Here is a 13329-nt window from a genome sequence, read left to right on the forward strand (position 1 = left end):
TACGCTGGTTCTGAGTAAGGCGCACCAGCCAATCAGCAATGAGGGCATTGTCGGTCGATAGCTTCGGGTGATAGCGATAGCAAGTCTGGCTAATGACAAAGGTATCGCACGCTAAACGGATGCTCATTCGACCACTGTGAACCTGTTGGCTGGCCATCTCGCGCCTACGAGATGGCCGAGTTACTTTTTTTGTAAGACTTCTTTAAGGACATCGGCTTGGAGCTGAACCTCCGCATACATCTTCTTTAAGCGGGCGTTCTCAAGCTCTAGTTCTTTAACGCGAGACATCAGTGAGGCATCCATGCCGCCATACTTGGCGCGCCACTTGTAAAAGCTAGCAATGCTAATGCCGTGTTCACGGCATAGCTCTGGGGCTGGCATGCCAGCCTCGGCTTGTTTGAGGATGGCCATGATTTGGCTATCGGTAAAGCGGGAGGTTTTCATAGAATTTCCTTTAAATCAAACAACTTAGAAATTCTACTTTTAACTCAGGTTAAGGGGCGGGGGTATTACCAAGGGGCGGGGGTATTACCGCTCGACATCTATGCCGATCTCGCAACAACTGTTGTTCATACGAATAATGCTAGCACCTTACCTCGTATAAACGTTTATGCAGAAGATGGCGAAGGATTTGATTTTCTTAATGCCCTATTAATAAGGCACAAAGGGAAGAAATTTATTAAAGCAATGCGCCAAATAACGTTGGGCTGTACTAACTACATGCAACTTATTAAGAAAGGGATTCCTGAATTTTCAGAAAAAAGTTTAATTGCCCTTGACGGCGATGCGCAAGAAGCAAAAAAATTTAATTCCGTTATTTTACTTCCGGGAACGCTCCCGCCAGAACAACTAATATTTGAATTTTTATATAACTTAAAACCAGATGATGAAATTTGGCAGAATGGAATTAGATTCAATAGACCGGCACTAACAAATATCTCTCGTGAAATATCTCGTACGCTTTCAATCACACAAGATCCGATCAATCTTACTGATTTAATTTCAGCTTTTCGCACAAACCATGGCGGTAGCAACCCAAAAGCAAAGCACCCCTCCTTAAGGGAAATTTTTAAAGATTTCTATCAATCCCCTGAATTTCAAGCCTTTCTTAGCCTGAAGGGCCCAAAAAATCCTTGGAATAGGTGGATTAGAGAACACCAAGCGGCAACAAAGACTTTTGGCAATTCATTTAGTCAAAAGCTTGTGGCAACAATGATCAAAGGCTATGGTATTGAAGCCTCTAATATTCCAGATATTACCGAAAGGTAGGTTAGCCCTCATCAATTTTTAACTAAAATTTAAAACAAAATAAAAAATACAAGGAAAAAGAGTTGCCCATCATCCTTCTTCCATATAAATTTATCCATTCGAATTAAATACACAATTCTTTGCTGGATATAAGCAACTCAACTCCTATTCTCTTTTCTTGCGCTGAATACTGAAGATTCTTTGTATACATCGGAAAATTTGAATACAAGCTTCTAATCTCATCAACATCATCATAAGTTACCATCCACTTACGTTTTATTTTTGAAATGCCTTGGGCTAGTGATGCATGATCCGCAGGCTTATAGAAGTTTGTATATAACCCACTTCCCTTGCAAAAATATGGGGGGTCTATATTAATGAAAGAATTTTTAGCAGTTTTAGGGATATTTTTTTTAATAAATATTTCTGCATCCAACATCGTAAGCGTAATTCTATCCCCGTAAAGGGCTATTCGGCTTATTTTGCGAATCAAGTCAACCTTATTAAATCTACAATCTAACTTATAGTTTCCAGATTGCTCAAGCCCGCCAATAACACCGCCTTTAATAATTCCAGATCTATTTGTTCTATTTAAGAACAGGGTTGCAAAACCAATCTCTAGAATACTTTTCTTTTCCGGGGTAGCCAGTATCTTCTTTTGACGATGCCATTGATCAATAGTAACCTCGGTCTTATCTATAAGACGACAGAGCTCTTTGGATTCATAAATTACAGAATGCCAAAATGCATAGATTGAATAGTCTAAGTCATTTAAGTAAATCTGAGATACGTAATCATTTAACAATAAAGATACCGCAATTCCTGATCCACCAGCAAAGGGCTCAACATACTCCCCATAAATTAAGTCATTTTTTTTTAGGATTTCAATCACTAACGGTAAAAGCTGTGTCTTACCTCCTGGATAACGTAGTGGAGTGTCTGTTATTGGCATACTAAGATCCTAAACAATTTTCAAGCTGTTGGCCAGAGTTATTTATTTACTACAATTTCCTTCAAAATTTCTTCTAACGTAGGCTGAAATGTATCCCATAGTTTAATGATATAGACCCTATTTGGAATGGCTCCTCCATGAACAAAATTTCCTATCGTATCCGGAGAGTATGTAGAGTTAACATCGCTTGCCATTTTATTGAGCGCCTTTAATCCTCTGCCGCTATATCCACTAGCCTGCAATTCTTTTGAGACAGCCCCAAGTTTTAAATGTAATTTATCAGGTAAATTGGGCACCTTCATTTTCTTCAGATACAACACAGATGCTTGCTCAATCAGCGCCCTCATTAAATACACCCCCGCAAAGCTAAAGGTCTCAGCATCCAGCTCTTTCAATTCCCTGAATAGTCTAGAGAAAACTGGATCTTTTACTTTAGATACAAAGCCAGAAGGAATTATTTTCTTGTCTTTATCTCTACTCTTTGCGCTCTTTCCAGCGCTCACTCGCTTTTGAGTTACAGGCGTCAATCCATTTGATGCCTGAGAGCTCATCCTGATGCCCGGAGAGTGAATAGCTACCCCTCTATTTTTTGGAGAAAACCCACGAACTCTAAAATTTTCTGCATAAAGCTTTCTATCCTCTGCATTTGCTCTTGAGTTTATAGCTCCATCGGGATTGGATGCGTCTTCTAAAAACTTTTTTAACGCCTTATTAAAATCACTATCCTGGACATTAATCTCAATTCCACTGGTCGAAGCAAGCCCAATTGCCGACCTCACATCTGGTGTACTTAAAAATCTAGTTAAAGTAGTTATTGGAATATTTTGCAAAAGAGCCTCCGACAAAAGCCCTTCAGCTCTTGCGTAGTCCATAAGATCCAATGCTCTAGCATTGGGCGTATCCGCTCTTCCAAGTTTATTAAACCTCCCCTTTTGGCTCGCATCCCATCTCTTGGTGCCTACCCCAGTTTGAGGATCATGTCTTAGCTCCACCCAAGGCCTAGCTAATTCAAAACTTTTAAAAATAACCCCAGATACGGTTGTTATTTTTAATTTCATCCCATCTTTTAACTTTTTGAAGTAAGCCTTGTCTTTTTCATATTTAGCCTTGTCTGGATCCACCAATAATTTAAGTGCGCATAATCGTCGATTGCCTTCGGCCGTAAAGTAAGCATTTTTAATCTTAGAGTGCGGAACTAATGCCATCAACTCCAGCGGACTAGTACTCCCAATCTCTGCAATATGCTTAGCTAATACCTTCACATCCTCGTTAGCTATTAAATATTCTATTGCCTCTGACTCACTTTGTTGCTGCGTATAGCGTGGATTATTTAAGTCCAAATATATGTCCTGAATCTTCACTATAGAAGTTGCATTAACCAAAATAACCCCTTTAAAAATTGAATCAAATAAATTTCTTCAACCTATATATCTAATTTGTTAAATAATGCCACTCAAGATCCCGCCTTGCCTCATCAAGTTGCTTTTTAGCCTGTTTTTTACCCCTATTCATACGTTTTTCTGCTTTTTTAATACGTTTAATCAGTTTTATTGGCTTTTTTGAGGGGGTCAAATCCATAACTAATATTTATTAAAAATGAGTAGCTGGGTAGCTGCCTATGAATCTAATGCACAAATCCAATTTGGCAAAATCCCAACTTAAGCTTCGGAAAGCCGGAAAAATCCCAACTTAAGCTTCCAGAACAACTTGAAATAGCATTTCGGTATTTTCTCTAAGTTATTGAATTTAAAAGAAACTATAGTACCAACTTAAACTGCAAGCGATAAAATGGGCTTCCCACACTTTCTATAATAGGGGCAGGCAAGTAGGTAGATTCCTACGCATAAATAAGCCTTAAGCCCTTACCGCTCCAATCTGTCATGCCTAGACTGGCTAATCAATGATTGGAGAATGCTGATGAGCCCGAAATCCCGGCTGTACACGCTTGTAAAGGCTTGGAAGAACAAACCCTTCCAAGAAGTGCGCGATGCCTGCGGCCAGCCTTGGCTTGGCCTTAGTAGCGAAGCGCTTGAAGAACACCAATCCTGGTCCCAGCGACAAGCGATTAGTAACGAACCCATTTTTAATGCTCAAGGAACAAAGCTGACGAGCTCTTTATTTAGACCATTACTGACCGCCACCGACACGCAACTCCTCAGATTTTTCATGGAGGGCTTAGACACAATCACGTACTGGTACCGTAGCGGTCGCTTTATTCCAGGCATCTTGCCCATTCCTGCTCAGCATCTAGCATCCAGCGGCTTTATAGATGCCTTAAGCGACCTCATCCTAAACTTACGACTCCCAGTCGGTCTAGTCAATTTAGGTGTGTACAAACTGAATGATGCAGATTCCATAGATTCCTGCACGGAAGGCTTATTGCGTATGCGTCGCCTTGGCGTCTTAATGCATCTTCTCGATTTTTCTGGGGCCAGCTCGCAAATCCGCTGGATTGAAGCAATGCAACCCGAAGGTATTCATCTGGAGATAGGCCAATTCAGAGCTGCAGGACTGCCGATTGACATGATCGCTCTTGGCCAGAAATTTCAATCTCAAATCTATGTCAGCAATGTCACCTTGGTTAAGGATTTAGAAAACGTCATTGCATTAGGAGCAAACCACAGCTACGGCGGACTCATGATGCCGCCAGTTAGTCGCCATCAGATGCTACACATTAGCGATAGCCGCATCGCTAAAGCCATTTTTTCGCTGCACCCTCATAAAAACCTAAACGGAGACAAGTAATGAGAAAACGCGTGATGTTGGTGGATGACCATCCAGCTATGCTGATGGCATTAAAAAGTATGTTGCAAGATCAATTGCTTTTTGAGATAGCGGGACAGGCGCAAAACGGTGAAGAGTGTCTACGCTCAATCAAAGAAGTCAATCCCAATATGGTGATATTGGATTTAGATATGCCAAAGACAGATGGGTTTGATGTCATACGCCGTATTGGCTTAATGTATCCAGAGGTTCGCATTCTGGTTTTATCTAGCTTAGATGAAGCGGTCTATGGCGGCAGAGTGCGATCCTTAGGCGCACATGGCTTTGTCAATAAGACTGCTGGAGCAGATGTCATCTTGGCGGCATGCGTTGCTATCTCACAAGGCTATACATTTTTCACGCATGGGAAAAATGGTAATACCTCACTGAGTGACAATGACAAATTGGCATTGATATCGGATCGTGAATTGCAAGTCATGAAGTATCTGGGTAAAGGCAATACCAACCAACAGATATCGGACTTACTACACATCAGTAACAAGACAGTCGCAACCTACAAGACCAGAGTCTTTGACAAGCTAGGTATTAACAATATTGCCGATTTGATCTTGTTCTGCCGCATGAACAATATTATCGAAAGCTAAACCGAGTATGCATCGATTCATATTGAAAAATCTTGTATTAATCTGCTGTGTTTTTACAGGCTTTGCTCATGCAGGGCCTTTCAGTGCAGCGGAACAATCCTGGATCGATGCTCACCCTATCGTGCGATTTAGTATTCATGAAAAATATGCGCCCTACCTAGCTCAATCAAATAAGTCACAAGAAGCAGGCGTATTCAGAAAGCTGATATCAAAAATTGAAGAATGTACTCGTCAACAATTTATACCGGTGTGGAGAAAATCAGACCCAGAAGGTCTACAGCAAATCGCCAGGGGAGAGGTAGATTTCATCATTGATCCACCAAACATTAATGAACACATCTTGCAATTTGGCTCTCTATCAGAGGCTATCTTCTGGGGGCAGGATGCCATCATCGCTAAAGCATCAAGCAAGCTAGACTCACCTAATCTCAAGATTGGCTACTTCGATCGAGGTCTTGAGAATGCACCCTCTAGTATTGATGACCAAAGCAAAAGCAGGGAAACACAGTACCCTAATGGATTAATTCAATCCCTCATTAAGAGTGATATCGAGGCGCTAGTCATGCCCATTCGCTTGGCGCACCAACTGATAAAAAGCTCCCAAAACCCAGATCTAAAAATAGATGGCTTATACAGTCGCGATCCTTTTGCATATCGCTGGCTGATCTCAGACCAAGCTGCGCCCTTGCACGACGTCATCAGCCACTTTCTAGATGACCTAGACCCCATTGCATCACGCCAACTCTTCGCATTGGGAGGTGACTCTGAGCCCAGATCAACCATGTTACCTTGGCTGGGCGCCATCCTCTTCTTCCTTTTTGGTAGTGTGATGTTCTACCAACTCCAAAGAAAATATTTTCATCAAAAGAAAACTGCTCTTGAATTGCTGCACTCAAAGGAGCTGGCTGAAAAGGCAAATGCAGCAAAGTCTGCTTTTCTGGCAACGATGAGCCACGAAATTCGCACGTCCATGAATGCCATTCTTGGAGTTCAGGAACTGCTTCTAGGTAGTGCACAATTTCCTAAAAAAGATAAACCCCTATTGAAGAGTGCTCAAGCTTCAGCCGAATCTCTCTTAGGCATGCTGAATCAAGTATTGGATATCTCGAAGATTGAAGCGGGTAAGCTGACCCTCAATTTAGAGCCCTGCAATCCACATCAATTGGTAATGGATATTCATGCTGCATTCTCTACGGTAGCCAAGAAACAAAATCTCTTACTCCATACTTCGATTGACCCCAGAATCGCTGAAGTTCTCATGATCGATTCATTGCGTCTGCGACAAGTTCTCCAAAATTTACTGAGCAATGCAATTAAGTTCACAACTCAAGGCGAGGTGTACTTCTCCGTTACCGTTCTTGCCGATGATCATGCAGGCCAATTACTAGAATTCAGAGTCATTGATACTGGAGCAGGCATGGGGAGCGATCAAATCAAATTAGCCCTTCAAGCTTTTGAGCAACTGCCTGCAGCACAAGAATCTCACCTCTGCGAACAAAAGAAGGGGACCGGTCTTGGGCTTACTATCACCAATCACCTAGTTAACTCCATGAATAGTCATCTCTATTTTGAGAGTGCTCCAGGATTTGGGAGCAATATCCATTTTTCAGTCGCCTTTCCAAGAACCAGCATTGCCGCTACGCAGGCTTCTTGTTTTAATTCACTAAGGCAAAAATCTACAGCGTTGATTTCTAAAAGACCTGGCCGAAAAAACTGCGCCATTCAAGCTTTGGTAGTTGAAGACCACCCAGCGAGCCGTCAAATTTTGTCATTGCAATTAGAGGCGCTCGGGATCAAAACAACGGTTTGTGAAAATGCCACTGCGGCGCTGGAGCTGATGAGAGACCATCATTTCGATCTCATGCTGACAGATCAATCTATGCCTGGAATGCAAGGCTCTGAACTAGCTAAACAAATCCGATCTTTGGGTAATCGCGATTTAATCATTATTGGCGTTACAGCAGATATTTACGCTTTAGACTCACGTCATCAATTTTTATCTTCGGGCATGAATGGCGTCCTCATTAAGCCACTCAGCCTGGGCGCCCTTGAGAATGCGCTCATGCGCTACTTTGACTCTAGCAAAGCCTCCGCCTGTGTCGGGGAAGAGTATTCGTTTGACGCCTTTTCTAATCTCATCAAGGATGACCCCCATCAAATCGTTGTGATCTTGGAAGAAATTGAGAAAGTACATCTAGAAATTCTGGGTCAATTACTCTCAGACACCAATAGAGCCTCAATTGATGAAGCGCAATTTCAAAGTCTGGTTCATAAAGTTAAGGGTGGAGCCCAACTACTGAATGCCTCGCAATTTACTGATGCCTGCAAAGCCCTGGAAACGAAGGGCTTGCTTACTGAGCGCATCGAACAATTCATTACCCTTCTGGAAGAGCAAAACCAGACCATCGAGAATTATAAAAAAAGACTTCGACATTAATTTAGGATGACTAGGATACTTTTAGACTGGTGAGCGCCAAGGTTTATCCTATGGGGAATGCGCGCCCAATTCAATCCGCCCTCCACCCTATGTCTGCTGACCCTTCTTTGGGTCAGCCTCCTGATTACGAACCAAGCCCACTCTGCCGACCTGGTTTCTCAAGAGACTGCCCTGCAGTACATTCCCAAGGCCATAGCGATTAGCCTTGAGAAAAACCAAATCCCCAAAGAGGCTATCAGCATTTCCGTGGTCGAAATTGAGCCAGGACGACCAGGAAAAATAACGGCAAAAACAGAGCTGGATTGGCGCTCTAAACAGGCAATGAACCCTGCTTCAACAATGAAGCTTGTTACCACCCTCACTAGCTTAGATATCTTGGGGCCTCAATATCGTTGGCGCACCAATGTTTATACCGATGGATTAATCCGTCAAGGCATACTGAAAGGCAATCTGTATTTACAGGGCACGGGCGATCCAAAACTGATCCCCGAAGAATTAACCAAAATGATGAAGGCCTTACAAAATCTTGGTATTCAGAAAATCGATGGCAATTTATTTTTTGATCGAAGCGCTTACGCCACCAATGTCATGGAGCACAACACCATCGATGGTGAATCCTTGCGTGCCTATAACGTACCCCCAGACCCTCTGCTGTATGCTTTCAGAACGCTCTCGTTTCAGCTGGGTAAATCCCGAACAGCGGACTTCATCGACATTAGCTACACGCCACCCCTATCCCAACTAAAGGTGATCAACCAAATGCTATTGGTTGATCAATCCTGCGATAGTTGGAAAAGTAATATCCGCTTTAACTTAGATCCAGAAGGTAGTAACGCCAACACCGATCAACTGCTGACTGCGCAGTTCTCTGGCAGCTTTCCCAGCTCCTGCAAGGGAGTGAACTACAACGTCGTTGCCTTAGATGCCAATACCTTTCTCACTCAAGGATTTGCGGCAGCTTGGGAGCTAGCAGGCGGAACTTGGACTCAAGCACCCATTGGAAAGTCTGGCACGGTTCCGCTAGCAGCGCGATTACTGCTTCAGTTTGAAGGTATCGCCCTTGCAGATGATGTACAGGATATTAATAAATATTCCAACAATGTGATGGCTCGGCAACTCATGCTGACCTTAGCTTTGGAAAAAATGGGTAAACCAGCAACCACTGAAAATGGTGAGCTCGTGATTCAGAGTTGGTTAAAAGGCTTAGGATTGCAGTTTCCTGAACTCGTAATTGAAAATGGTTCTGGTCTCTCTCGAAACGAGGCAATCTCTGCAGAGCATCTCAATCAATTATTAGTTGCAGCACGCAATCTATCAATAGGTGATATTTTTTACAACAGCCTGCCAATCGCAGGAACGGATGGCACGATGCGCAATCGCCTCATGGCACATTTACGAAAATTCCTGCATTTGAAGAAAAAGCCTGAGGCGCGCATTAAAACTGGCTCACTCGCAGATGTCCGAGCAATTTCAGGCTATGTGATGAGTAAATCAGGAAAGATGTATGCAGTGACCTCATTTATTAACCACCCCAATGCTTGGAGAGGTTTAGAGGCGCACGATCAATTATTGGCGTGGCTACTGGACGATGGGCCAGAACCAAAACACGCGCGCTGAAGTCGATCTCTTACGCCATCCCACTCCTCACCGGCAGGCGGCTCCGGAAACAGAATTAAATCCCAACCCTGTTGATCAAGATCTCGTAAGGTGCGATACAAACGACTTGCGAATGCCGCACTATCACTTGGCACCAGCACTTCTTCAAAATGCACTGAGGGATGTCCATCCTCCCCTAATGAAGAATCCGAATCCCATACGGCAACAGCAACCCGGGATTTGATGTCCGGGAACTCACTGAGTGCATCTAAGACCCTGCCAGATGAATACATTCTTAATGGAGTCGTTGGGGCGTAATGGGCACGCAAACTGCCAGAAACTCTTGGTAAATCGCCGTCCTGCTTTGTTAAGCTGCCGTCACCAGGTAGATAGACTTTGATACCTGTTTTGGCAAAAATTTCTCCGGGAGTAATGAGGCCTGGACGTAATAAGACTGGGTGATCACCAGAAGATAAATCAATGATGGTGGATTCAATACCCACTTCGCAATCGCCGCCATCCAAAATCATGAGGTCCAGCATGCCTGCAAACTCACTTCGAACATCAGCGGCACTCGTTGGTGACACCTTGCCAAAACGATTGGCTGATGGAGCAACAACTCCACCCTTAAATTTACGCAACAACTCTTGTGCAATAGGATGAGCGGGTGCACGAATCGCTACCGTATCTTGGCCACCAGTCAACTCCGTCAAAACACTTTTATCTTTTTTAAATACTAAGGTGAGCGGGCCTGGCCAGAAAGCATTAATCAGCTTGAGCGCATCTTCTGATAAATCTCTTACCCATGGGGTCAATACTGGCACCCAGTCGACTTGGGTCTGATCAAATTTATCAGGTGCTGCTAAATGGACGATGAGAGGATGATTAGAAGGCCTGCCTTTGGCAGTAAAGATTTTTTTGATTGCATCGGGGTTTTTCGCATCTGCCCCCAAGCCATAGACCGTCTCTGTTGGAAACGCGACTAAGCCGCCATCCCGTAAAGTCTGCACTGCCTCATTAATCACCGCGGATAATTGGGGGGAGCTACTATCGCTGGGCATTTTTAGGGCTCGATCCCTAATTCAACGGCGACAGCAGCACAATTTTGGCGAGCCTGATTCAGTGATTCGCCCAAACAATTTATATGGCCCATTTTTCGACCCATACGTGGATCAGACTTGCCGTACAAATGTAACTTGGCATCCGGATGGGAAAGCACTTGATCCCAGGCGGGCTCTCTTGCCTTGTCTTCACTACCTTCGTACCAAAGATCTCCCAAGAGATTGAGCATAGAGACCGGCGCTAGCAAGCGGGTGTCACCTAAAGGCAAACGAGCCATACTTCTGACTTGCTGCTCAAACTGACTGCTCACACAGGCATCCATGGTGTAGTGGCCAGAGTTATGTGGGCGCGGTGCAATCTCGTTCGCCACAATGTCGCCACTCTTGAGTACAAAAAATTCCACACACAAAACACCTACGTAATCAATCTTACGAATCAGCGCTTTAGCGGCTTCAATAATTTTCTTCTCTTGCGCAGGCTTGAGTGATGGCGCCGGCACCGTAGAAGTGTGCAATATCCCATCGCGATGGCTATTCTGAGAAACAGGATAGGCCACTACGGCATCGTCATAGCCACGCACCACTAAAGCAGACACCTCAAAATCCAAATCCATGCGCTTTTCAAGAACGCAGGGAACCTTTCCTAATTCAGCCCAAGCTGCAACCAGATTGGCAGAGTCATAAACGGTAATTTGACCTTTGCCGTCGTAACCCATGCGAGCTGTTTTCAGAATGCCAGGAAATAGATCTGCTGGAACATGCTCAATATCTGCATCGTGATCAACTACAAAGTAAGGCGCAGGGCCAATATTGGTTTCTGCTTTCCAGGTGGCCAAAAAATTTTTCTCGGCAACGCGGTTTTGAGCTAGAGATACGCAACTACTGCGAGGTGCAACAAAAACACCCAAAGACTCCAACTCATCTAAAGCTTGAGCGGGAACATTTTCAAATTCAGTACTCACCGATTTACAGAAGCTCGCCATCTCTTTGAGAGCGGCAGAGTCGGTGTAATTGGCTTGAATAAATTTTTCAGCAATGGAGCCAGCAGGGCTATCTGAACCAGGATCGAGGACACAGACCTTGTATCCCATTGCTTGAGCGGCTTGTGTAAACATCCGTCCCAATTGACCGCCACCTAATATTCCTAAATACGAACCCGGCAAGATGGGTTCCAAACGATCTGCCATCTTTTTAATATCCCGGCAAATTCATTGAACGCGCAGTGTCGGACTGCTTCGCACGAAACTCTTCTAGCTGCTTTGCCAAAGCAGGATCATTGAGGGCTAAATTGGCAATCACATGCAATGCTGCATTCGCTGCGCCCGCTTCACCAATAGCAAATGTCGCCACTGGAATGCCTTTAGGCATTTGCACGATCGAGTAAAGAGAATCCTCGCCACGCAGATACTTGCTAGCGACTGGAACACCATAAACCGGAACAATAGTTTTAGATGCCAACATGCCTGGTAAATGGGCAGCGCCACCAGCACCAGCAATAATTGCCTTTAAGCCATTCTTAGAAGCATTTTCTGCATACTGGAACATATCGTCAGGCATGCGGTGGGCAGAGACAACCTTAGCCTCATGAGCAACACCAAATTGCTCAAGCATGTGAGCGGCGTGTTGCATGGTGTCCCAATCTGAATTGGAGCCCATGACTATTCCGACTACTGGCTTCTTGCTCATCTACCCCTCCAAATGCCCTGATCTAACTCATTAATCCATCTAAGACCTTATTATCCCAGCCTTTTTAGGGGCCTCAGGAAATTAGGCCTTAGTCAGACGAGTGAGGGCTTCGCGGTACTTTTCCGCTGTTTTATCAATTACATCGGCTGGCAAAGCTGGTGCAGGGGCTGTTTTTGACCAAAGCTTGCCATCCACCATAGCGGTTTCAAGCCAATCCCTGACAAACTGCTTGTCATAAGAAGGTGGATTCGCGCCCACATAATAGGTTTCAGCAGGCCAAAAACGGGAAGAGTCAGCGGTCAGGATTTCATCCATCAATACCAACTGGCCAGCATCATCCAAACCAAACTCAAACTTGGTATCGGCAATGATAATCCCGCGGGTTGCAGCATATTCAGAAGCTTCTTTGTACAAACGAATACTGACTTCACGAATTTGCCTAGCTAACTTCTCACCAATCATCTCGATCACTTTGTCAAAAGAGATGTTCTCATCATGCTCACCCATTTCTGCTTTTGCAGCAGGAGTGAAGATGGGCTCAGGTAACTTCTGCGCATTTTCCAAACCGTCTGGCAATGGAATCCCGCAAACCTTGCCGGTCTCTTTGTAATCTTTCCAGCCGCTGCCAGCAAGATAGCCACGGACCACCGCTTCAACCAAGATCGGCTTAAGGCGTTTCGCAACCACCGCACGGCCTTGAACTTGTTCCACTTCATCAGCAGGCACAACGCTTTCAGGATCAATACCAGTCAAGTGATTCGGAATCACATTAGCCAATTTATCAAACCAAAAGTTCGCCATCTGATTGAGCACAATACCCTTCTCAGGAATGGGCTGACCCATGACTACGTCAAAGGCAGACAAGCGATCCGTCGTAATCATTAATAGCTTATCGTCACCGAGCGCGTAGACATCACGCACTTTTCCTTTGGATAGCAAAGGCAGTGACTTAATAGAGGTAGCGTACAAAGCTGGCATATT

At 44.3% G+C, this 13329-nt stretch carries 12 protein-coding genes and 1 pseudogene; 5 read left to right on the plus strand and 8 right to left on the minus strand.

Annotated features, from left to right (window positions below; all coding sequences use genetic code 11):
* Nucleotides 1-444: pseudogene (locus ICN12_RS00005) on the minus strand (transposase); the annotation flags it as partial.
* Here ICN12_RS00005 and ICN12_RS00010 point away from each other — a divergent pair.
* Entirely contained in the window at nt 415-1269 is an 855-nt protein-coding gene (locus ICN12_RS00010) for a hypothetical protein (RefSeq protein ID WP_216269962.1), read from the plus strand. The pseudogene ICN12_RS00005 and the gene ICN12_RS00010 overlap by 30 nt on opposite strands.
* 103 nt (nt 1270-1372) lie before the next feature.
* Here ICN12_RS00010 and ICN12_RS00015 read toward each other — a convergent pair whose 3' ends face one another.
* The 3 genes from ICN12_RS00015 to ICN12_RS00025 are packed head-to-tail and all read right to left on the minus strand — an operon-like array spanning nt 1373 to nt 3778.
* Nucleotides 1373-2200: a DNA adenine methylase gene (locus ICN12_RS00015; protein WP_216269963.1), complete on the minus strand. Its 828-nt coding sequence runs from the start codon at nt 2198-2200 to the stop codon at nt 1373-1375.
* Between the two features lie 38 nt (nt 2201-2238).
* Nucleotides 2239-3582 carry a hypothetical protein gene (locus tag ICN12_RS00020; RefSeq protein WP_216269964.1) on the minus strand — a complete coding sequence of 448 codons (1344 nt, stop codon included), beginning with the start codon at nt 3580-3582 and terminating at the stop codon, nt 2239-2241.
* A 49-nt stretch (nt 3583-3631) separates the two neighbouring features.
* The gene (locus tag ICN12_RS00025; RefSeq protein WP_216269965.1) at nt 3632-3778 is read right to left on the minus strand and encodes a hypothetical protein; all 147 of its coding nucleotides are present in this window, start codon (nt 3776-3778) and stop codon (nt 3632-3634) included.
* A 339-nt stretch (nt 3779-4117) separates the two neighbouring features.
* On the opposite strand from ICN12_RS00025, the gene ICN12_RS00030 reads away from it, so the two are divergent.
* The 4 genes from ICN12_RS00030 to dacB are packed head-to-tail and all read left to right on the plus strand — an operon-like array spanning nt 4118 to nt 9622.
* Entirely contained in the window at nt 4118-4945 is an 828-nt protein-coding gene (locus ICN12_RS00030; protein WP_216269966.1) for a diguanylate phosphodiesterase, read from the plus strand.
* The gene (locus tag ICN12_RS00035) at nt 4945-5568 is read left to right on the plus strand and encodes a response regulator transcription factor (RefSeq protein ID WP_216269967.1); all 624 of its coding nucleotides are present in this window, start codon (nt 4945-4947) and stop codon (nt 5566-5568) included. Before ICN12_RS00030 ends, ICN12_RS00035 begins: the two co-directional genes overlap by 1 nt.
* Nucleotides 5569-5575: 7 nt before the next feature.
* On the plus strand, nt 5576-8005 hold the full coding sequence (locus ICN12_RS00040) for a response regulator (RefSeq protein ID WP_216269968.1): 2430 nt from the start codon (nt 5576-5578) through the stop codon (nt 8003-8005).
* A 57-nt stretch (nt 8006-8062) separates the two neighbouring features.
* A complete protein-coding gene (dacB, locus tag ICN12_RS00045; RefSeq protein WP_216269969.1) occupies nt 8063-9622 on the plus strand; it encodes a D-alanyl-D-alanine carboxypeptidase/D-alanyl-D-alanine endopeptidase in 1560 nt (519 codons plus the stop codon).
* On the opposite strand, the gene ICN12_RS00050 is transcribed toward dacB, so the two are convergent.
* From ICN12_RS00050 to ICN12_RS00065, 4 genes are all read right to left on the minus strand, one after another.
* Complete coding sequence (locus tag ICN12_RS00050) at nt 9568-10662, minus strand: L-threonylcarbamoyladenylate synthase (RefSeq protein WP_216269970.1); 1095 nt, start codon at nt 10660-10662, stop codon at nt 9568-9570. The two genes, dacB and ICN12_RS00050, sit on opposite strands and share 55 nt — an antisense overlap.
* Nucleotides 10663-10664: 2 nt before the next feature.
* Complete coding sequence (locus tag ICN12_RS00055) at nt 10665-11849, minus strand: 5-(carboxyamino)imidazole ribonucleotide synthase (protein ID WP_216269971.1); 1185 nt, start codon at nt 11847-11849, stop codon at nt 10665-10667.
* Nucleotides 11850-11853: 4 nt separating this feature from the next.
* Nucleotides 11854-12348, minus strand: a complete 495-nt coding sequence (gene purE, locus ICN12_RS00060; RefSeq protein WP_216269972.1) for a 5-(carboxyamino)imidazole ribonucleotide mutase — start codon at nt 12346-12348, stop codon at nt 11854-11856.
* Between the two features lie 81 nt (nt 12349-12429).
* The gene (locus ICN12_RS00065; protein ID WP_216269973.1) at nt 12430-13326 is read right to left on the minus strand and encodes a phosphoribosylaminoimidazolesuccinocarboxamide synthase; all 897 of its coding nucleotides are present in this window, start codon (nt 13324-13326) and stop codon (nt 12430-12432) included.
* Between the last annotated feature and the right edge of the window lie 3 nt (nt 13327-13329).

The sequence above is a fragment of the Polynucleobacter sp. AM-25C3 genome (genome assembly GCF_018882335.1).
Taxonomy (GTDB): Bacteria; Pseudomonadota; Gammaproteobacteria; order Burkholderiales; family Burkholderiaceae; genus Polynucleobacter.

Coding starts and splice junctions, on each gene's coding strand:
- ICN12_RS00040 (WP_216269968.1), top strand. CDS start 5,576: ATGCATCGATTCATATTGAAAAATCTTGTATTAATCTGCTGTGTTTTT.
- ICN12_RS00065 (WP_216269973.1), bottom strand. CDS start 13,326: ATGCCAGCTTTGTACGCTACCTCTATTAAGTCACTGCCTTTGCTATCC.
- ICN12_RS00030 (WP_216269966.1), top strand. CDS start 4,118: ATGAGCCCGAAATCCCGGCTGTACACGCTTGTAAAGGCTTGGAAGAAC.
- ICN12_RS00015 (WP_216269963.1), bottom strand. CDS start 2,200: ATGCCAATAACAGACACTCCACTACGTTATCCAGGAGGTAAGACACAG.
- ICN12_RS00055 (WP_216269971.1), bottom strand. CDS start 11,849: ATGGCAGATCGTTTGGAACCCATCTTGCCGGGTTCGTATTTAGGAATA.
- ICN12_RS00050 (WP_216269970.1), bottom strand. CDS start 10,662: ATGCCCAGCGATAGTAGCTCCCCCCAATTATCCGCGGTGATTAATGAG.
- purE (WP_216269972.1), bottom strand. CDS start 12,348: ATGAGCAAGAAGCCAGTAGTCGGAATAGTCATGGGCTCCAATTCAGAT.
- dacB (WP_216269969.1), top strand. CDS start 8,063: ATGCGCGCCCAATTCAATCCGCCCTCCACCCTATGTCTGCTGACCCTT.
- ICN12_RS00035 (WP_216269967.1), top strand. CDS start 4,945: ATGAGAAAACGCGTGATGTTGGTGGATGACCATCCAGCTATGCTGATG.
- ICN12_RS00025 (WP_216269965.1), bottom strand. CDS start 3,778: ATGGATTTGACCCCCTCAAAAAAGCCAATAAAACTGATTAAACGTATT.